14 protein-coding genes are annotated in these 20,779 nt (G+C 54.3%); 3 read left to right on the top strand and 11 right to left on the bottom strand.

Translation table 11 applies throughout. The features are described from left to right. Positions 1-320: 320 nt before the first annotated feature. Positions 321-1,034: an acid phosphatase AphA gene (gene aphA / locus FN037_RS23585; protein ID WP_142503280.1), complete on the bottom strand. Its 714-nt coding sequence runs from the start codon at positions 1,032-1,034 to the stop codon at positions 321-323. A gap of 332 nt (positions 1,035-1,366) precedes the next feature. On the opposite strand from aphA, the gene FN037_RS23590 reads away from it, so the two are divergent. Beyond that, complete coding sequence (locus tag FN037_RS23590) at positions 1,367-3,196, top strand: ATP-binding protein (protein WP_138360846.1); 1,830 nt, start codon at positions 1,367-1,369, stop codon at positions 3,194-3,196. Then, complete coding sequence (locus tag FN037_RS23595) at positions 3,183-4,541, top strand: sigma-54-dependent transcriptional regulator (RefSeq protein WP_374043486.1); 1,359 nt, start codon at positions 3,183-3,185, stop codon at positions 4,539-4,541. Before FN037_RS23590 ends, FN037_RS23595 begins: the two co-directional genes overlap by 14 nt. On the opposite strand, the gene FN037_RS23600 is transcribed toward FN037_RS23595, so the two are convergent. The 10 genes from FN037_RS23600 to dnaB form a co-directional block, all read right to left on the bottom strand. Next, positions 4,530-5,603: an Ldh family oxidoreductase gene (locus tag FN037_RS23600; protein WP_142503281.1), complete on the bottom strand. Its 1,074-nt coding sequence runs from the start codon at positions 5,601-5,603 to the stop codon at positions 4,530-4,532. The two genes, FN037_RS23595 and FN037_RS23600, sit on opposite strands and share 12 nt — an antisense overlap. A gap of 11 nt (positions 5,604-5,614) precedes the next feature. Then, entirely contained in the window at positions 5,615-7,114 is a 1,500-nt protein-coding gene (locus FN037_RS23605; RefSeq protein WP_138360847.1) for a DASS family sodium-coupled anion symporter, read from the bottom strand. A gap of 588 nt (positions 7,115-7,702) precedes the next feature. Then, positions 7,703-8,575 (bottom strand): succinate--CoA ligase subunit alpha, encoded by an 873-nt coding sequence (gene sucD, locus FN037_RS23610; protein ID WP_138360848.1) that lies wholly within the window; start codon positions 8,573-8,575, stop codon positions 7,703-7,705. Between the two features lie 10 nt (positions 8,576-8,585). Then, entirely contained in the window at positions 8,586-9,755 is a 1,170-nt protein-coding gene (sucC, locus tag FN037_RS23615) for an ADP-forming succinate--CoA ligase subunit beta (protein ID WP_142503282.1), read from the bottom strand. A gap of 14 nt (positions 9,756-9,769) precedes the next feature. Further along, positions 9,770-11,188: a dihydrolipoyl dehydrogenase gene (gene lpdA / locus FN037_RS23620; protein ID WP_138360850.1), complete on the bottom strand. Its 1,419-nt coding sequence runs from the start codon at positions 11,186-11,188 to the stop codon at positions 9,770-9,772. A gap of 11 nt (positions 11,189-11,199) precedes the next feature. Beyond that, positions 11,200-12,357, bottom strand: coding sequence for a 2-oxoglutarate dehydrogenase complex dihydrolipoyllysine-residue succinyltransferase (gene odhB / locus FN037_RS23625; RefSeq protein ID WP_142503283.1), 1,158 nt, complete (start codon positions 12,355-12,357; stop codon positions 11,200-11,202). A 3-nt stretch (positions 12,358-12,360) separates the two neighbouring features. Beyond that, on the bottom strand, positions 12,361-15,114 hold the full coding sequence (locus tag FN037_RS23630) for a 2-oxoglutarate dehydrogenase E1 component (protein WP_142503284.1): 2,754 nt from the start codon (positions 15,112-15,114) through the stop codon (positions 12,361-12,363). Between the two features lie 267 nt (positions 15,115-15,381). Beyond that, positions 15,382-16,575: an aromatic amino acid transaminase gene (tyrB, locus tag FN037_RS23635; RefSeq protein ID WP_142503285.1), complete on the bottom strand. Its 1,194-nt coding sequence runs from the start codon at positions 16,573-16,575 to the stop codon at positions 15,382-15,384. A gap of 287 nt (positions 16,576-16,862) precedes the next feature. After that, entirely contained in the window at positions 16,863-17,942 is a 1,080-nt protein-coding gene (alr, locus tag FN037_RS23640) for an alanine racemase (protein WP_138360854.1), read from the bottom strand. 151 nt (positions 17,943-18,093) lie between these two features. Beyond that, on the bottom strand, positions 18,094-19,509 hold the full coding sequence (dnaB, locus tag FN037_RS23645) for a replicative DNA helicase (RefSeq protein ID WP_138360855.1): 1,416 nt from the start codon (positions 19,507-19,509) through the stop codon (positions 18,094-18,096). A 65-nt stretch (positions 19,510-19,574) separates the two neighbouring features. Here dnaB and FN037_RS23650 point away from each other — a divergent pair, with 65 nt between their 5' ends. After that, positions 19,575-20,558 (top strand): quinone oxidoreductase, encoded by a 984-nt coding sequence (locus tag FN037_RS23650; protein WP_138360856.1) that lies wholly within the window; start codon positions 19,575-19,577, stop codon positions 20,556-20,558. The last annotated feature ends 221 nt before the right edge of the window (positions 20,559-20,779 follow it).

Raw genomic sequence — 20,779 nt, forward strand, 5'->3', positions numbered from 1 at the left:
GTCTCAGCCGGTCCGCCAGATGAAGCCGGAGTGGAGCGGACCGCGCAGCGGCAGGTTTTCAGCGCAATGCCGGGGGTGCAGGGGGACGGGCGAAACGTCCCCCTGCCCGTTCACACGCTGTGGATATAACGAATATCCGCGTATTTATCGTGAACGGAACAGACCACGGAATCTGAATGGGTGAAAACGAAAAATGCGTCATGCTCGCCAGAACCACCGATTAACGGAACCGCTCAGCCAGCCATAAACGCAACTGACAGCCCTTAACTGACAAGCATTACAGCGTAGTGACTGCCGTTTTAGCAATGCATGACGACCGCTTAATATTCTGAATTCACGATCACCTCTTCTCCCTGAGAGCCCGCCATTGGCAGAGGCTTATAAGAAGAGTTTGAGGCGCGCATAATACGGATCCCGCGCGCCCCTACCTCCCGGGCAGCAGAAATATCGTTATCTGAATCACCATAGAAAACTTTAATTCTTTTCTCCTGCAACCACTGCGTTTTGGTATTCTGACCCGGTTTATCACCGGCAAAAATAACCGGGTTCATATTCGCCGCCGGGATGTGGAAATCATTCTGTAACGTTTTTGACACCGTTTCTGTTTTGGTCTGCGTGCGGCCGGTGACAAAATAGATGCTGTCGCCACGTTTGACATGCATGGCGATCAACTGCCGGGCCACCTCTTTCGGCATACTGAATTCATCCCAGCCGTTATTCATTTTTTCCCAGAATTCCGGGTTTTTCAGGTAATCATCGCTGCCAGGAGAAAAGGTGTTTTGCCCGCGCCAGAAGCCCGGGCTGGAAAACAGGACGGTATCGTCAATATCAAAGCCGACGGCCATCGGCTGGCGCCCCAACAGGCTATTCTCGATCTGGGCGACGGAGACCCAGTGGATGGGCACCTGTTCGGCGAGTTTCGCCATATTTGTGCCCACCCACAGCGGTTGCGGTGTGGAGGCACGAGCAACAACGGCGCTATTTAGCGTAAACAGTAAGCAGACGGCGCCAAAGGCAAGGGTGATCTTACGCATATTTATCCTTAAATCATCAGTTAATTATTATCGCTAATAGCGCAACAGATTAAACGCATTATGCACCATACACCGTGCGTCGTGCCGCATAAACATCTTTTGCAAAACTATCAGAGGAAACAATCATGATCACATTGTTATAACTGGCTTATTAATCTTCTCAGCGCGCATGTTTACATTTTGTAATATTTCTTGAACTAATTATCTTGTGTGATAAACCACACACCCCGGTCATCATTCTGTATCCGTATTCACAGTATTGTATCGTTCTCCTTCTCGCGATCCAGACGATGATAATATACTAAATTTTTACATAGTCGCATGGATGTCAAATGATAATATCATATACAAATAACACCGACAGCAAATGGCCATACCGAACGGCCAGCGTTATTTTATTTTTGGTATTATTGGCTATTTCCACACTATTCCTGCACGAAAGATTTATCACATTATCAGGCACGGACAGAATGCGCCTTGAAATGTATAAATCAACACTAAACTCCACTATCGAACAATATTACATCCTGCCTTATATGTTATCTATTGATAAAGACATAATACAATCAATAGCAGACAGTAACGATATACAAAAAAACTCGTTAAATAAAAAAATTGAATACCTTAACCGTCATTTGAAAACCGCCGCTATTTTTATCCTGGACGCACAGGGTAAAGCCATCGCGTCCAGCAACTGGCAGGAAGCAGGCAGCTATGTCGGTCATAATTACAGCTATCGCCCCTACTATAAACAGGCGATGGCCGGGCTAAACGGGAAATTTTACGGCATCGGCAATACGACCAACAGGCCTGGTTTCTTTCTCTCCACCAGCATCAAACAAAATGGCGAAATTATTGGCGTCATTGTCGTTAAAATTAGCCTTAATGAAATTGAGAATATCTGGTCAGAGGGGCCAGAAAATATTATCGTAACCGATGAGCACAGTATTATATTTCTCAGCTCACAGCCACACTGGCGACTGAAATCTTTGCAGCCGCTACCGATAAATATTATGAAAAAACTACAATCTACCCGTCAGTACAGCATCAACAATCTGGCGCCCGCAGATTACTACCCCTGCTTTACATTAGGGGGCTTTGTTTTTTTAAAAAATGAGGCGCATCAATCATGCATTTTCCCGGTATTTTACACTCAACAGATCGCTATCCCGGAATTTAACTGGAATATGATGATCATCGTGCCGTTAGAAAATGCCTACTGGACGTTTGGCGTGACTCTGGCGATCACCATCGCCACATACCTGCTGGTGCTGATATTTATTAAATACTGGCGGATGCGTCTGAAAAACCAACAGTTGCTCGCACAGGCAAATGAAATACTGGAAAAGCAGGTTAAGGAACGAACTCAGGAACTGGAATCAATTAACCAAAAACTGATTCGGGAAATGAAAGAACGCAATCAGGCTGAGCAGGTGCTGCAACTCACTCGTAGCAAACTGGCGGAATCCAGTAAACTGGCAGCGTTGGGGCAAATGGCTACCGAAATCGCTCATGAGCAAAATCAACCGCTGGCAGCCATCCATTCGCTGACTGACAATGCGCGTATAATGCTGGCTAAAGGGATGTATTCGCAGGTTGATCAAAACCTTAAATACACCATTTCCGTCATCGAACGCATGACGCAACTGATGTCGGAATTGAAAACGTTCGCCTCTCGTCACCGGGTACCGAAGGGATCCGCCGATGTCATCAAAGTGATGTACAGCGCCGTCGCTCTGCTGAATCACAGTATGGAAAAAAATCATGTCGAGCGGCGTATCAAAGCGCCTTCAATACCGCTTTTCGTCGGCTGCGATGAATTGGGGTTAGAGCAAATATTCAGCAATCTGATTTCTAACGCCCTTGATGCAATGGAGCAGCAGCAGAATAAACGCCTGGATATCGCGATATATTGTCTGGAACACCGGGTCATCGTCACGTTAAAAGACACCGGTCCGGGTTTCTCTTCCCAGGCGATCGATCGCGTATTCGAACCTTTTTTCACCACCAAACGCAGAGGTATTGGGTTAGGTCTGGCGATCGTCAGCGAAATTATCAGGAATTCTAATGGAATAATTCGAGCCGATAATCACCCGGAAGGCGGCGCGATTATTACGCTCTCATGGCCAGAATGGCGAGGAAGCGACAATGAAAATAAATAATGATGTGTCCATTATTTATATTGAAGACAGTGACGATGTTCGTTTTGCCTGTGAACAAACGCTAATGTTATCAGGCTATCACGTTATTTCCTTTTCAAATGCCGAACAAAGCCTGGCGGAAATCCGCCGCCGAACAAATATCATCGTCCTGACCGACGTGCGGCTCCCCGGCTTATCCGGTCTGGATTTACTTCAACATGTTATTGAAATAGATGCCGAAATTCCGGTTATCTTAATTACCGGACATGGTGATGTCGAGATGGCCGTGGAGGCCATGCGCAACGGCGCGTGGGACTTTATTGAAAAGCCGTGCAGCAGTGAGAAATTACTCGATATTATCGCCAGAGCCGCGGAAAAACGCCGTCTGGTGGTAGACAATCATCAGCTTCTCGCGCAGTTACAGCAAGAAAGAGGTCCGCTATTGATTGGCCGCAGCGCGGCAATGCAGCAACTGCGCAAGACGATAATGAACGTGGCCGACACCGACGTGGACGTGCTGATTTACGGCGAAACCGGCAGTGGTAAAGAGGTTGTCGCGCGTATGCTTCACCACTGGAGCACACGCAGCGGCGGCCCCTTCGTCGCACTGAACTGCGCCGGGCTGCCGGAAACCCTGTTCGAAAGCGAAATTTTCGGTCATGAAGCCGGCGCATTTACCGGAGCAGTCAAAAAACGCATCGGAAAAATAGAACACGCCAGCGGCGGCACATTGTTCCTCGATGAAATAGAAGGGATGCCGCTGGGCATGCAGGCCAAACTGCTGCGCGTATTACAAGAGCGTACTATTGAGCGTCTGGGAGCCAATCAGTTAATCCCGGTGAACTGCCGTGTTATTGCGGCGACCAAAGAAGATCTGCTGCGCCGGAGTGAAGAAAATCATTTTCGTTCAGATCTCTATTACCGCCTGAACGTCGTCAGCCTGAACATCCCCCCGCTGCGGCAGCGGCGGGAAGATATTCCCGAGCTTTTTTACTGGTTTGCCAGCCAGGCGGCGCAAAAATATAACCGTCCCCTGCCGGATATCTCTCCCATGTTGCTCGCCTGGCTGCAATCACAGAGCTGGTCCGGCAACGTGCGGGAGCTGAAACACACCGCCGAGCGCTTTGTTCTGGGGCTGCTGGCCCAACATCAGACCGTGCCTATGACACAGCAGGAAGAGCGCGGTCTGACCGCCTGTATCGACGCATTCGAGAAAAAGCTGATTGAAGATATGCTGCGGCAAACAGGGGGGCAGGTCAGTTTAACTGCGCGGCTATTACAACTGCCGCGCAAGACGTTATACGACAAACTGAATAAGCACCATATTCACCCACAAGTCTTCCGCTTTACGGAATCAACCAGCTAGCGCGGCAGGCTGAGCGTGTAAATGAAGATCGATCCCTTTTTCAGCATAATGTTCCACCACCCAGGACCAGAATGTCGCCGGAATGGGAACGGTTTTGTCATTACGTTCCCGGATGGCCGCTTCCGGCATTCCGGGATAGATTACGCCTTTTCCATCCGGCTGCGGACGCGTCGCCAGCAGATAATCGGCAAAGAACTGCCCTTTCTCGTCCGCCAGAACCGAGAATTTATCCGGATCGATCAGCAGAGCAAACAGATGGTTATGCGCCGATCCATCCGGACGGTGATCTTCAGCGATTGTCTCGCCGCCGGAGAGGATCCCCGCCATCATCTCGATCGCCAGCGCCAGGCCGAAACCTTTATGTTCGCCAAACGGCAGCAGCGCCCCCGCGGGCGACGTAAACAGTACACCAGGATCAAGACTGGGATGGCCTTGTGCGTCAATCAGTTGTCCCGGTTTGACCGTCTTGCCCTGCGCTGACAAGACGCGCGCTTTATTTAACGCCATGCTACTGGTGGCGAAATCCACCAGAATTGCCGGACGTCCATCTTTAAACGGCCAGGCAAAACAGAACGGATTCGTGGTCATACGCGCTTCGGCCCCTCCCCAGGGGGCGACGAGCGCGGGTCGACCGGTCACGTTGCTCATCGCCAGCATAGCCAGCCCCTTATCCGCCGCCATCTGTCCGTAGTGTCCGAGACGTCCCAGATGGTGTGCATGGCACAAGGTAAGCAGACAAAATCCCTGCTGCCGCGCCCGCTCTATCGCCGCCGTTAACGCAATCTTCCCGGCATATTGCCCGAAACCATTGCAGCCATCGAAACGCAGCAAGTTACCTTCATTCGCCGTACATTTCGGTCGGGCGTTAACGGTCACATCGCCTCTGGCGATGTTATCAAGATACTTCGGCAGTAACGTGACGCCGTGGCTGGTAAAACCATAACGCTCAGCCTCAATCATATGTTCAGCCACATCCTGGGCGATATCGGCATCACAACCATTTAGCTCCAGAAGACCGGCGACTAACCAGCGCACCTTCTCTATTGCGATTTGTAATGACATCGTATGCTTCCTCACATCAGGCCCAATAGCTTCCACCAGGTGGAGGCAAACAGCAGCAGCAATAGGTAGCCAATTACGGTGAGCCAAATCCCCACACGGGTAAACTGGCGCGGTGTGAATGTATCCGTTCCCAGACACACCATATTTTGCGGCGCGTTAATTGGCAGGATGAAGCCGAAACTCATGCTAAAAGCCAACATGATGGTCATTCCGATAGGATTTACGCCCAGCTCAGGCGGCAGGCTACTGAGCAGACTAATCAAAATCGGCAGTAGCGCGGCGGTCAGTGCCGTGGCGCTGGCGAATCCGAGATGGATCAAAATCAGGAAGGCGGCGAGAATAGCAAAGATTGCCAGCGGCGGTAACGCGTCAAGACCAAAGCCCTGCACCACATAGTTGGCCATCCAGGAAGCAGCCTGGGTATCAAGCAGAGTTGAGCCCAGACTGATACCAATACCAAACATCAGCAAAGTTCCCCACTGTACCCGCTTCTCAACCTCTTTCCACTTCATCACGCCGATGCCAGGGAGCAACATCACAGCAAGCCCGGCCAACGTCACCGAGGTGGTATCGATGCTGTGCAGTTTTCCGCCCGTTGCCCAGAACACCAGCAACAGCAGAGAAATCGCGATCAGGCGTTTTTCTTTGCCCGTTGTTTGTCCCAGCTCCGCCAGCGCCTTTTTAATGGCTTCACTGCCCCCTTCAACACTTTCCGTTTCCGGCGGCAACAATTTCCGGGCGAGGAAATAGAGGATCACCGACATCATCAGGCTCCAGGGCGCGCCAGCCAGCAGCCAGTTAAGCCAGCTAATCGTATTATCCGCACCGAAGGTTTTATTGATAAAACCGATAGCGAGGAGGTTTTGCGCGGCGGAGGTCTGGATGCCGATATTCCAGATGCTGGTCGCCTGTGCAATCACAATCATCATTGAGGCCGCGAGGCGGGATTGTTTATCAACCTTAAACGCTGCGATAACCCCCATCATGATCGGCACCACGCAGGCGGTACGCGCGGTGGCACTCGGCACCACAAGGCTCAGCACGATGGTGACGGCAATTGCGCCAATAATAATGCTGCGGCTGCTGGCGCCAATTTTCGACATCGTAAACAGCGCAATTCGTTTATCCAGTCCAGTGATGGTCATCGCCGCGGCGATAAACATTGCCGCGGCAACCAGCGCCAGAGCGGAATTAGAAAAACCGGATAGCGCCAGTTTAAGCGCTTTCGAGGTGCCTAACATATTTTCCGGATGATGAATATCCGGCGCAAATCCCACCATAAAAATAATCAGCGCGGAAATAACGATCGCGCTTGCCGTATAATCCATCGCTTCGCTGATCCACACGATAATCGCAAAGACCAGAATGGCGATCATATGTTGACCGGCGACCGGTAATGCATCACCCAATGGCAAAAAAGTAATAATCAGACCGGCAATAATAGCCAACCATAAACCGGGGTTAGGAATAATTTGACGCTTGTGCGGAGCGTCATTAGAGACTGAAGACATATTCACCTCACTGTGAAGGATAAAAGACCTGCTCCGGTATTGCAGTTGCTATGCCAACTATCTTTAAAATATAACTCGTTGTTGTTTATTGATTTATTTAAAAACTGGCCTTCGATAATGCGCGGTTTACCGCACAGTGGTAAAAAAGTGAATATAAAACCGCACACCTGCTAAAGCGTCATTGGTTTAATATTAACTCGCTGCACAACACATTGAAAATGTTATGCATTTTCATTTACCAGCGGAAATATCTTTGCAGGTGATTTTAGTGAAAAAACAGATATGCATCGAGGACAGGCGGTCAGAGACGGTAAAGGCAGGATAACATGGTCAGGAATAATCGTTACGCCAGATAAATTTTGGCTAATAACGTTCGGGGAAAATACGCTCTACTTTTCATCAACACGATTAAGAGCCTATCCCACCAGGCGTTATTGGCGCAGACAGTTTAAACACGGCCAGCGCGGAAGAACCGGAGCGTACACGTAGTACGTGAGGATTCTGAGCACTGCCCAGGTTCAAAATGACAAGCAAAATAGCCCTAATGGGATAGGCTCTAAGGGGAGCCATCGCTCCCCTTAATATTGATTACTTAATCGCGTTCCACAGCGTCTCGCCAATTTTTGCCGGGTTTCGCGTCCACGTCATTCCTGCCTTATCGAAGGCACGGAATTTATCTTCCGCGCTGCCGCTGCTCCCGGAAATAATCGCCCCGGCATGCCCCATACGTTTTCCTTTCGGCGCAGTCACGCCAGCAATATAACCAATAACGGGTTTATTCATTTCGTAACGAATAAATTCTGCGGCACGTTCTTCGGCATTGCCGCCTATTTCCCCGATCATAATGACCGCATCCGTTTGCGGATCGTCGGCAAATAAACGTAATGCGTCAATAAAATTCGTCCCTGGTACCGGATCGCCGCCGATACCAATACAGGTCGATTGTCCCAGCCCCAACGCGGTGGTCTGCGCGACGGCTTCATAGGTCAACGTCCCGGAACGGGAAATAATGCCGATGCGCCCCGCACGATGAATATCGCCCGGCATAATGCCAATCTTACAGGCTTCCGGGGTAATAATACCGGGGCAGTTAGGCCCAATTAACCGGACCTCGGGATGGCAATCCAGCAGGCGGCGCACTTTAACCATATCTAACGTCGGCACACCTTCGGTGATCACCACAATCAGCTTCACGCCAGCCTCAACGGCTTCCACGACAGAGTCAAGGACAAACGGAGCGGGAACATAAATCACGCTGGCATCTGCGTCTGTCTGGCGCATCGCCTCCTTCATGGAATTAAACACCGGGCACCCCAGATGCTGCTGCCCGCCTTTACCCGGCGTCACGCCGCCGACGATTTGCGTACCATAGGCGATCGCCTGCTCGGTATGAAACGAGCCATTTTTACCGGTGATCCCCTGGACCAGAACCCTGGTGTGCTTATCTATCAAAACGCTCACGCTAACCTCCTTAATTTAGCAATGCGATAATGCGCTTCGCGGCATCATCCAGAGAATCAACAGCTTCCACCGCCAGGCCGCTCTCGCTCAGCAGACGCTGTCCTTCAGCCGCACGGTTACCTGACAAGCGCACCACCACCGGCAGCGCGATCTCTTCTTCCTGCAGCGCACATATGATGGCGCGGGCGATCATGTCGCAGCGGACAATCCCGCCGAAAATATTGATCAAAATCGCCCGTACTTTGTTGTCGGAGACAATCAGGCGGAAGGCCTCGCTCACGCGCGCCTGGGTCGCGCCGCCGCCAACGTCGAGAAAGTTAGCGGGTTGCGCACCGTAGAGTTTGATAATATCCATCGTCGCCATCGCCAGGCCCGCGCCATTGACCATGCAACCAATATTGCCATCCAGCGAGACATAGTTAAGATCGAGTCTGGCCGCCTGGTTTTCCCGCTCATCCTCCTGAGTTTCATCGCGCAGCGCTTGTAATTCCGGGTGACGATACAGCGCGTTGTCATCCAGAGTCACTTTAGCGTCGGCGCACATAAAATCGCCGCTTTCGCGCAAAACCAGCGGGTTGATCTCCAGCAACGAGAAATCCAGTTCGTTAAAGGCTCTCCATGCCTGATTCACCAGACTACTGAAAGCCGGGAAGAGGGCATGATCGAGCTGCAGCACCGCAAACAGCTCACGGATATGGCAGGGCTGAACACCGGTGAGCGGATCGACACTCACTTTACCTATCTTCTCCGGCGTCTCGTGGGCGACTTTCTCAATCTCCACGCCGCCTTCCGGGCTGACGATAAACGTCACGCGCTGGCTTTCCCGATCAATCACCATGCCGAAGTACAATTCCTGGCGTACCGGATAGATGTTCTCGCACACGAGGATATGACTCACATACTGGCCTTCCGGTCCGGTCTGGTAAGTCACCAGTTGCGATCCCAGCATCTGCTCAACAAACGTTTCCGCCTGTGCGTACTGCGTCAACGCCTTCACACCACCTGCTTTGCCGCGGCCTCCCGCATGGACCTGCGCCTTCAGTACCGCACCTTTGCTTTCGCTGGCAATCTCCCGCCACGCCTCCGGCAATTGCGCTTTATCGTGGATTGCCACTTCTTGCGGGCACGGCATTCCCATGCCGGCCAGTAAGGATTTGGCCTGATACTCATGTAAATTCATAATGTCCCTCAACGTTATCCATGCAGCGCCTGTTTATTCAGCGCCATCGCGGCTTCGTGTATCACTTCACTGAGCGTCGGATGGGCATGTACCGCGCAGGCAATATCCTCACCCGCCGCGCTGAACGCCATCGCTAACGCAATTTCATTAATTAATTCAGAGGACTGTGGACCGACGATTGCCCCGCCCAGCAGGCGATCGGTGTGCTTATCCGCATACAATACGCAGCGGCCCCCCTCCTGCCCCAGGGCCAGCGCCCGTCCGTTGCCGACAAACAGCGAATGGCCTTTTGTAAAGGGAATCCCCGTTGCTTTAAGCGCGGTTTCGCTGTTGCCAATCCACGCCACTTCCGGCTGGGTATAGATAACGGACGGGATCAGCGCGAAATTAACGGGCTCCACCGGTAACCCTGCAATCTGATCGGCGACAACCACCCCTTCCGCCATCGCTTTGTGCGCCAGCATTGGCCCGCGTACCACATCGCCGATTGCCCACAGGCCGGTCTGACCCGTCCGGCATAGCGCATCCACCTCAATGCCTCCCCGGCCATCAGACGTCAGACCCAACGCGGTCAGATCGACGCCGGACAAGCGCGGCTCCCGGCCAATCGCGACAATCAGCTTGTCGACGCGGGTTTCCTGTACCTCATCGCCCTGCCGCCAGCGAATGACGACCGCATTCTCCTGTGGTTCAACAGCGTCAATCGCCACACCGAACTGCATCTCCATGCCGCTGGCGGTCATCGCTTTACGGACCTCGCCAGCCAGTCGCGGCTCCAGCGCGGGCAGGAAGGTTTCCGCCATTTCCCACAACGTGACCTGCGCGCCCAACCGGTTCCAGACAGACCCCAGTTCCAGACCTATCACCCCGGCGCCAATCACTCCCAGACGTGCCGGGCATTCGCCTAACGCCAGGGCGCCGCGGTTATCAAGAATCTGCACATTGTCCACGATGGCGCCAGGCAGTTGCCGTGGCTGCGAGCCGGTGGCGATCACCACATTCCGGGCGCCAATCCGTTGCTCATTGACCGCCAATTGCCACAGACCGTCTTGTTGCCCGCACAGCGTCGCCAGCCCGGAAAGATAGGTGACTTTGTTTTTATCAAACAGCAGGCGAATCCCCTGAGTCAGGCGATGTACGATGGCGTCCTTACGTCGGATCATGGCGGCGACATCAAAGGCGACGCTCTCGACCTTAACCCCATGGACGCTCGCTTCATGCTGAATCTGTGCATACAGTTCGGATGATTGCAGCAGCGACTTCGACGGTATACAGCCAACGTTCAGGCAGGTGCCGCCCGGTGAGGGTTCGCCCTGCTCGTTAACGCCATCATCGATACAAATCACCGACAGCCCGCGTTGCGCCGCCCGCAAGGCCGCCACATAGCCTCCGGGACCGCCCCCCATCACCGCTACGTCAAAAATCGTATTCATCAACGCTCTCCTTACAGATCAAGCAGCAGTTGTTCCGGCGCTTCCAGCAGCTCGCGGATCGTCACCAGCGTCTGCACTGCCTCCTGGCCATCGATAATGCGATGGTCATAGCTCAGCGCAAGATACATCATCGGGCGAACCACCACCTGGCCGTTCTCCGCCACCGGGCGTGGCGTAATGGCGTGCATACCGAGAATGGCTGATTGCGGTGGATTGATAATTGGCGTTGACATCATCGAACCGAACGTACCGCCGTTGGTGATCGAGAAAGTACCGCCCTGAAGCGCCTCAAGCGGCAGCTTCCCGGCGCGGGCCTGAGTGGCATATTCTGCGATTTGCCGTTCAATATCGGCCAAAGAGAGATTTTGCGCGTTGCGGAGTACCGGTACCACCAACCCGCGATTACTGCTCACCGCAATGCCAATATCGCAATAATCGCGCCAGATAATATCGTGACCATCAACGCTGGCATTGACGATTGGGAAGCGTTCCAGCGCGCGCGTCACCGCCTTAACAAAGAACGACATAAAACCAAGCTTCACGCCGTGTTTTTCCGCAAAGCGCTCCTTCCAGCGAGCGCGCAGCTCCATGACCTGCTGCATATTCACTTCATTGAAGGTGGTGAGAATCGCGTTATCCCGCTGCGATGCCAGCAGACGTTCGGCAATGCGTGTACGCAGGCGCGACATCGGCTCGCGACGCTCTTCCCTGGAGCCAGATAGTGCAGGGGCCGGACGCACGGTTTCTGGCGTCCGGACGGGCTCCGGCGCTGAAGCGGGAACAAATCGCAACACATCTTCTTTCAGGATCCGCCCCTGACGGCCGCTTCCCGACACATCGGCGAGCGCCACCTCGCTACGTTGCGCTTCCAGCCTCGCCGACGGCATCACTGCCGCTTCGACTGGCGCGGAAGCGGCTTCCACAACGGCGGCAGCCTGCGGCTCCAGATGGGCCAGCAGTTGAGTCGAGGTCACCGTACAGCCTTCGTCAACCAGAATATGCGTCAGGATGCCATCCTGCGGTGCGGGAATTTCGAGGATCACCTTATCGGTTTCCAGCTCCGCCACAACCTCATCACGTTTCACCCAATCGCCTTCCTTCTTGCACCAGGTCGTCAAGGTACCTTCCGCCACGGACTCGGGAAGCTGAGGGACTGTAATTTCCATCATTGTTTATTTTCCTTGTGATAACGGGATATCTGCGAACGCATCCGTCAGAAAGTCGTCAATTTGTTGTTTATGCACTCGCCCGTAACCCGTCGCCGGTGCGGCGGCGGCAGGTCGCCCGACATAGCGCCAGACGGGGTTATCAAGCGCCAGTGCGGCCAGTTGCTGGCAAATCTGCCGCCACGCGCCCTGATTCTCCGGTTCCTCCTGGAGCCAGACCCAATTTGGGCAATGCCGCCATACCGCCAGCAAAGCGTTCAGTTCGTCCGCCGGGAACGGATAAAGCTGTTCAACACGTACGATCGCCACGCTGTCATCAAGGCCACGCTGCTTCCTCGCGTCCAGCGCGTCGTAATACACCTGGCCGCTACACAAAATGACGCACTTAACCTTCGCCGGATCCTGCGCCAGCGGATCGTTAATCACCGGCCGGAAAGCGCCTTCGCTCAGTTGTGAAAGCTCGCTCATCGCGCCCTTAAGACGAAGTAAACGTTTACTCATAAAGATGACCAGCGGCTTACGCATCGGTCGCAACATCTGTCCACGCAGCAGATGGAACATCTGCGCCGACTCGCTGGGTATCACCACCTGCATATTGTTTTCAGCACACAGTTGCAGCCAGCGCTCAGGACGAGCGGAAGAGTGTTCCGGGCCCTGACCGTCGTAACCGTGCGGCAGGAGGATCGTTAGCCCGCTATAGCGGTCCCATTTGGTTTCACCGGACGAGATAAACTGGTCGATCGCCACCTGCGCACCGTTGGCGAAATCACCAAACTGCGCCTCCCAGATCACCAGTTGCTGCGGCGCGGAGGTGGAATAACCGTACTCCCAGGCCAGCAACGCCTCTTCGTTCAGAACCGAATCAAATACCTCGAAAGGCGCTTGTCCCGCGCGGATATGTTGCAAAGGTGAGTAGCAAATCGGCTGCGTCTGATGATGAATGACGGCATGGCGGTGGCTGAATGTTCCCCTGCCAGAATCTTCTCCGGACAGGCGCACGCCATATCCGTAATCGACCAACGAGGCATAGGCCAACATTTCCGCCATCCCCCAATCGACGGGTTGCGCGCCTGCCGCCATCTTCTTGCGCAAAGCCAACTGCCGCTTGATAGTAGGATGCGCGACGATATCTTCCGGCAGCGTGGCAATGATCTCGCCGTAGCCGGTCAGCGTCTCACGAGGCAGCGCGGTGGAAACCGGCGCGCTCCACTGTGGGTTGGATAACCCCTCCCAGTTGGCGCTGAATGCGTGTTTTGCACACGGTACGGGAAGCGGCTCACGCTCATGGCAGGCATCCAGCCAGTCTCGGTAACGGCCAATCAATTGCTCCTGTTGCTCCGCCGTCAAAACGCCGCGACGCATCAGCACTTCACCATAGCGGGTACGCGTACCGGGATGAGCATCAACAGCCTGATACATCTGCGGCTGGGTCAGGCGCGGTTCATCGCTTTCGTTATGACCGTGCTTACGAAAACAAACCAGATCGACCATGATGTCGCGGTGGAAAGTATTGCGCCAGTCGCAGGCCAGCGCTATCGCCTGACATACCGCGTCCACATCGTCGCCGTTGATGTGGATCACCGGCGCCGCAACCATTTTGGCGATATCGGTACAGTAACGCGATGAACGCATATCCTGCTGTCGGGAGGTGGTGAAGCCAATCTGGTTATTAATAACAAGATGAATCGTGCCCCCGGTACCATACCCCTCCGTTTGCGACAGATTAAGCGTTGTCTGGTTGACCCCGAGGCCGCCCAGCGCTGAATCGCCGTGGATTAGCACGCCAGCGACCCGCTCCCGTCCCTTTTCGCCACGCCGGTTCTGCCGCGCGCGCACCTGTCCCTGTACGACCGGATTGACAATCTCCAGATGCGACGGGTTATAGGCCAGCGCCACATGTAGCGACCCAGCCGGTGTCTCCAGATTGCTGGAGTAACCCATATGATATTTCACGTCGCCGGAACCGTGGCCAACAGGCAGTTTCCCTTCAAATTCGGCAAACAACCGGGCCGGATCTTTATTCAACAGATTGACCAGCACATTCAGCCGCCCACGGTGCGCCATGCCGATCACTAACTCTTCCACGCCCTGTTCACGCAGGCGCTGCGCCAACGTATGCAGCGCGGGGATCGCGCTCTCTCCTCCCTCCAGAGAAAAGCGCTTCTGCCCGACATAGCGCGTATGCAGGTAACGCTCCAGCGTCTCCGCCGCCACCAGCTTTGTAAAACGCGCTATACAGGTCTGCGCATCCGGCTGCGGAGCGTTGCGTTCAATTCGCGCCAGTAGCCAGGCCACTTCCTCACGGTTATCCAGATGGGCCAGCTCATACCCCTGGCTTCCCGCCCAGCTCTGCTCCAGCATCGTAAGCAGCTGTTTAAGCGGCATCAGCGTTGTATGTTCGCCGAAGGTGACGCTGAACTCCTGGGTCAGATCCTCTTCGCTCAATCCCCAAAATGCCAGCGTCAGCTGCGGCACTTCCGCAACCGCCGATTGCGCGAGCGGATCCAGTTTCGCGCGCAGGTGTCCGAGATTTCGCCAGGCGTAAATCAACTGCGTCACGGCAGCCTGTTTTTTTAAGGTCGTGCCTGTGGTCGCTACCGTTGACGGTTCAACGCCGGGATCCTGTTCCTGAGAAAGAAAAAAACGCCGCCAGTCTTCCGGGATCTGCTCGGGGGAGTGCAGCCAGGTCTGGTAATACTCTTCAAGCCAGGCCGCATTCTCGCCGCTGAGCAGCGCACCGGGCGAGGTCGTGTTTTCCATATGATTCTCCTTGTGGTTAATAACCTGCCGGAGTAATGCAGCATCCATACCAACAAGGATAAATCTTTATATTCAAATGGTTATCAATAATTTGATGCGTAAATCTGGGCGGAAACAGGAACAGGTAATAAGAAGATGTCCGGCATCAGGCACAGCCGTTCGGATTAACAGAGGTGATGACATCAAGCCAGTCCAGAAATGCTGGCAAAATATTCAGAGTGGGTTGGTTACCAGCCTGGCGCTGACGCCAGGCCTTGAAGGCGTGACTTACATCACCGCAGCAAAAGCCTGCGCCACGCGCTGCACATTACGTGGGTTCAGCCCCGCCACGCACATGCGGCCGCTGGCAATCAGGTAGACGCCGAATTCATCGCGCAGACGGTCAACCTGGGCCTCGCTAAAACCGGTATAGCTAAACATCCCGCGCTGCTTAAGCAGGTACTCAAAATCGCCGCCCGGCACCGCCTCTTTAAGTACGTTAACCAGCGCCTGACGCATGGTCAAAATGCGGGTACGCATCCCTTCAACTTCCGCCAGCCAGCAGGCTTTCAGCGCGCTGTCGTTCAATACCGCCGCAACCACCTGCGCGCCAAAATTCGGCGGGCTGGAGTAGTTACGACGCACGGTCGCTTTCAGTTGCCCCAGCACGCGGCTCGCGGTTTCCGCATCTTCACACACCACCGACAACCCGCCAACCCGCTCCCCGTACAAGGAGAAAATTTTTGAGAAGGAATTACTGACCAGCATTGGCATGCCGGCGTGGGCAATGGCGCGAATGGCATAGGCATCGTCGTCCATTCCGCCACCGAATCCCTGATAGGCGATATCGAGGAAGGGGATCAGATTACGCGTTTGTAATACCTCAACCACGTCATCCCATTGCGCGTTGCTGAGATCGGCTCCGGTCGGGTTGTGGCAGCACGGATGCAACAGCACGATGTCGCCCTCCGGCAACGTATTGAGTTTTTCCAGCAAGGCTTCGAAACGCACGCCATTGGTTTCATCATCAAACCAGGGGTAAGTCCTTACTTCGAATCCAGCCCCTTCAAATATAGCAATGTGGTTTTCCCATGTCGGATCGCTAACCCATACCCGCGACGCCGGGAAATAATGCTTCAGGAAATCAGCCCCCACTTTCAGCGCGCCGGAACCGCCCAGAGTTTGAATCGATGCGACGCGATTTTGCGCCAGTACCGGATGATCGACGCCAAACAGCAGCGGCGCGATCGCCTGACGGTAGGTGTTCAGCCCTTCCATCGGCAAATAGAGCGAAGCGCCGTGGGGCTGGGCATTCAGGCGCGCTTCCGCTGCGGCAACCGACTGAAGTTGAGGAACAATGCCGTCTTCGTTGTAAAAGAGGCCAATGCTAAGGTTTACTTTGTCGCTGCGCGGATCTTCTTTGAAACGCTCCATCAGGGAGAGAATGGGATCGCCGGCATAGGCGTCAACTTTTTGAAACACGAGATGTTTCTCCGGATTTACATGAGGCTAGTCATAACACAATAAACTGGATGTGAAAGAAGATCGAGAGGATGTTAGCGGATTCAACAAAACAGAGCGGATGTGGCGTCACGCTGGCCGGTGCAGCGGATAATCTGGAGTGTTGCTCCTCCCCGGCGGGGACAAAGCCTGATGCCCCCGCCGCACTTCAAGTTCAGTATGCGCAGCCAGTCATTCGCCCCGCCTTGCGACTCGAATTATTCTGGGTATAAATGCATCAGGAGGTGTCGCAGCCAGCTGAACGCCGGTTAATCCACATACTTCATCAACACTCTTGAAGTCAGGCGCGTAATAAGTTCGTAAGCACTTACTTTTGTAATTTCGGCAATACGCTCCACGGGCAGACCATCTCCCCAGAACACCACCGGATCGCCAGATTTATCCTGCGCTTCGGGCCCAAGATCGACGCAAATCATATCCATCGCCACGCGCCCGACAATCGGCACCTCGCGACCATTAACCCGCACCGGCGTTCCGGACGGCGCGGCGCGCGGGTAACCATCGCCGTAGCCCATCGCCACCACGCCTAAACGCGTATCGCGCTCGCTAACCCAGGTCCCGCCGTAGCCAACCGGTTCGCCGGCTTTATGTTCGCGAACCGCAATCAGGCTGGAGGCCAGAGTCATCACCGGCTGGCAGCCAAAATCCGCGCCAGTGGAGCGGTTATCCAGCGGCGATACGCCGTAAAGAATAATCCCCGGGCGCACCCAGTCGAAATGCGACTGCGGCCACAGCAAAATCCCGCCGGAGGCAGCAATAGAGCGCAGCCCCGGTTTTTCTTCCGTAAAGGAAGTAAAGATATCCAGCTGACGTTCCGTAACCCCGCTCTCAGGCTCATCAGCACGGGCGAAGTGGCTGACGACATTTACCGGCTGGCGGACGTTTTTACACTGGCTCAGGCGCTGATAAAATTCTTCGGCCTGCTCCGGCAGCACGCCAAGACGATGCATGCCCGTATCCAGCTTCATCCATACGGTTACCGGCTCCGGTAAATCAGCCTCTTCCAGCGCCGCCAGCTGTTCCGGGCTGTGTACCGCCGTGTGCAGACGCTGGGCGGAAATCACCGCCAGGTCAGCGGCATTGAAGAAGCCTTCCAGCAGCAGAATCGGCTGGACGATACCGCCAGCGCGCAGACTCAGCGCTTCTTCGAGGCGAGCGACGCCAAAAGCATCGGCGTCAGGGAGCGTTCGCGCGGTCTCAAGAAGACCGTGTCCGTAGGCGTTCGCTTTCACCACCGCAACCAGTTTGCTGGCAGGTGCCAGTTCGCGTAAACGTTGCAGGTTGTGTCGCAGAGCGCGGCGGTTAATCACTACAGTTGCCGCTTGCATTTAAATTCCTTGAATTATTTATCTCAAATTTGGCGTTATTGATGCAGCGAGTTTGGGTGCGGCCAGCGCGCAGCCACCGGAGCGTACTGAAGTACGTGAGGATGGCGAGCACTGCCCAATCCCAAAATCGCAAATAAAATAGCCAAATTATTTATTCGTCGTCGTATTGTGGCCCAGCATAATTATCAAAGCGCGACCACTGACCGTTAAACGTCAGGCGCACCGTCCCGATGGGGCCGTTACGCTGTTTACCAATAATAATTTCAGCGATGCCTTTTAAATCGCTGTTCTCGTGATACACCTCGTCACGATAGATAAACATGATTAAGTCGGCATCCTGCTCGATGGAGCCGGATTCACGCAGGTCGGAGTTCACCGGGCGTTTGTCCGCTCGCTGTTCCAGGGAGCGGTTAAGCTGCGACAACGCCACCACCGGCACCTGCAGCTCTTTCGCCAGCGCCTTCAAGGAACGCGATATTTCCGCGATTTCCAGGGTACGGTTATCGGAGAGCGACGGCACGCGCATCAGTTGCAGGTAGTCGATCATGATAAGGCCAATCCCGCCGTGCTCACGCGCGATACGCCGCGCGCGGGAGCGTACTTCCGTTGGCGTCAGGCCGGAGGAGTCATCAATATAGATATTACGCTTTTCCAGCAAAATCCCCATGGTGCCGGAAATGCGCGCCCAGTCTTCATCATCCAGTTGACCGGTACGAATGCGGGTCTGGTCAACGCGAGACAGGGAAGCCAGAGAACGCATCATAATCTGTTCCGAGGGCATCTCAAGGCTAAAGATTAATACCGGTTTATCCTGCAACATCGCCGCATTTTCAACGAGGTTCATCGCAAATGTCGTTTTACCCATCGACGGACGCGCGGCGACAATAATCAGATCCGACGGCTGAAGACCGGCGGTCTTTTTGTTGAGGTCGTCATAACCGGTATTCACGCCGGTGACGCCGTCGTGAGGTTGCTGGAATAACTGTTCGATGCGCGCCACGGTGGCATCCAGCACGTCAGCGATATTCTTCGGGCCTTCATCTTTATTGGCGCGGCTTTCGGCGATTTTGAAAACTCGCGATTCGGCCAGGTCCAGCAGATCTTCGCTGGTGCGGCCCTGCGGATCGAAACCGGCTTCGGCGATTTCGTTAGCCACCGAGATCATTTCACGCACAACCGCACGTTCCCGCACGATATCGGCATAGGCGCTAATATTCGCCGCACTTGGCGTATTTTTCGATAATTCCGCCAGATAGGCGAATCCGCCGACGCTATCCAGTTGCCCCTGACGCTCCAGCGATTCCGCGAGCGTAATCAGGTCAATCGGACTCCCCGACTCCTGCAGACGCGCCATTTCGGTAAAAATATGGCGGTGCGGACGAGTATAAAAATCGTCTGAAACGACGCGTTCGGCAACATCATCCCAGCGTTCGTTATCCAGCATTAAACCGCCCAACACCGACTGTTCCGCTTCAATCGAGTGCGGCGGGACTTTCAACCCGTCGAGTTGATAATCGCGCTCTCTGGGTTCAGTCTGTGATTTGTTGAAGGGTTTATTTCCTGCCATAGTGAATGGAGTTACCGAGATAGTGAATGGTTCGAAAGATTACCACATTATTTAATGGAGGGAGCATGGCAACACGTATTGAATTTCACAAGCACGGAGGGCCTGACGTTCTGCAAACGGTGGAGTTCACGCCGCAGCCTCCCGCAGAATACGACGTTCAGGTAGAAAATAAAGCTATAGGCATCAACTACATTGATACCTACATCCGTAGCGGCCTCTATCCGCCGCCCTCATTACCGAGCGGCCTGGGTACCGAAGCCGCTGGCGTGGTCAGCCAGGTCGGCAGCGGCGTAACCCATATCAAGGTCGGCGATCGGGTGGTTTACGCCCAATCGGCTCTGGGCGCCTATAGTTCCGTGCATAACGTCGCCGCCGATAAAGTCGCCATTTTACCCAAGGCGATCACTTTCGAGCAGGCGGCAGCCTCATTTCTGAAAGGCCTGACGGTCTGGTATCTGCTGCGTAAAACCTATGAAATCAAAGCAGGCGAAGCGTTCCTGTTTCACGCGGCGGCTGGCGGCGTGGGATTGATTGCCTGCCAGTGGGCAAAAGCGCTGGGAGCTAAACTGATCGGCACCGTCGGCAGCGCGCAAAAGGCTGAACGCGCCAGACAGGCCGGGGCCTGGCAAATCATTAACTACCGCGAAGAGAACATCGTCGAACGTCTGAAGGAGATCACCGACGGCAAGAAAGTCCATGTGGTCTATGATTCCGTGGGCAAAGATACCTGGGAGTCCTCCCTTGACTGCCTGCAGCGGCGGGGGCTGATGGTCAGCTTCGGCAACTCATCAGGCCCGGTAACCGGCGTCAATCTTGGCATCCTCAACCAGAAAGGTTCGCTGTATGTCACCCGCCCTTCGCTGCAAGGCTATATCACCACGCGCGAAGAGCTGACGGAAGCCAGCAACGAGCTATTCTCGCTGATCGCCAGCGGCGTGATAAAAGTGGATGTCGCAGAGAATCAGAAATATGCCTTAACCGAGGCCAGACGCGCGCATGAGGTACTGGAAAGCCGGGCGACGCAGGGTTCAAGTTTGTTGTTGCCGTAGTTCGGATGTGTTGCCTGGAGTGATGGATAAAAGCCGGGCAACCACAGCCAGCGCCCCTGTAGCCTGTCGTATGCCGGAATAAGCAGAAAAGGTTCAGCGTGCTGACAAAGCGCGTTTTTCTGAAATTTCCCGGCGGCGCTTCGCTTACGCAGGCTTGCAGGAAATTCATAACATATTAATATTAAATGATTTATAGGTCTAATCAGGTGCCAGACGCCACC

The organism is Klebsiella sp. 2680 (genome assembly GCF_900198535.1).
Taxonomy (GTDB): Bacteria; Pseudomonadota; Gammaproteobacteria; order Enterobacterales; family Enterobacteriaceae; genus Klebsiella; species Klebsiella indica.

Excerpts from the sequence above, each read along its gene's own strand:
- FN037_RS23630 (WP_142503284.1), bottom strand. The coding sequence starts at position 15,114 with ATGGAAAACACGACCTCGCCCGGTGCGCTGCTCAGCGGCGAGAATGCG.
- FN037_RS23595 (WP_374043486.1), top strand. The coding sequence starts at position 3,183 with ATGAAAATAAATAATGATGTGTCCATTATTTATATTGAAGACAGTGAC.
- FN037_RS23600 (WP_142503281.1), bottom strand. The coding sequence starts at position 5,603 with ATGTCATTACAAATCGCAATAGAGAAGGTGCGCTGGTTAGTCGCCGGT.
- FN037_RS23650 (WP_138360856.1), top strand. The coding sequence starts at position 19,575 with ATGGCAACACGTATTGAATTTCACAAGCACGGAGGGCCTGACGTTCTG.
- lpdA (WP_138360850.1), bottom strand. The coding sequence starts at position 11,188 with ATGAATACGATTTTTGACGTAGCGGTGATGGGGGGCGGTCCCGGAGGC.
- FN037_RS23590 (WP_138360846.1), top strand. The coding sequence starts at position 1,367 with ATGATAATATCATATACAAATAACACCGACAGCAAATGGCCATACCGA.
- odhB (WP_142503283.1), bottom strand. The coding sequence starts at position 12,357 with ATGATGGAAATTACAGTCCCTCAGCTTCCCGAGTCCGTGGCGGAAGGT.
- alr (WP_138360854.1), bottom strand. The coding sequence starts at position 17,942 with ATGCAAGCGGCAACTGTAGTGATTAACCGCCGCGCTCTGCGACACAAC.
- aphA (WP_142503280.1), bottom strand. The coding sequence starts at position 1,034 with ATGCGTAAGATCACCCTTGCCTTTGGCGCCGTCTGCTTACTGTTTACG.
- sucC (WP_142503282.1), bottom strand. The coding sequence starts at position 9,755 with ATGAATTTACATGAGTATCAGGCCAAATCCTTACTGGCCGGCATGGGA.
- FN037_RS23605 (WP_138360847.1), bottom strand. The coding sequence starts at position 7,114 with ATGTCTTCAGTCTCTAATGACGCTCCGCACAAGCGTCAAATTATTCCT.
- dnaB (WP_138360855.1), bottom strand. The coding sequence starts at position 19,509 with ATGGCAGGAAATAAACCCTTCAACAAATCACAGACTGAACCCAGAGAG.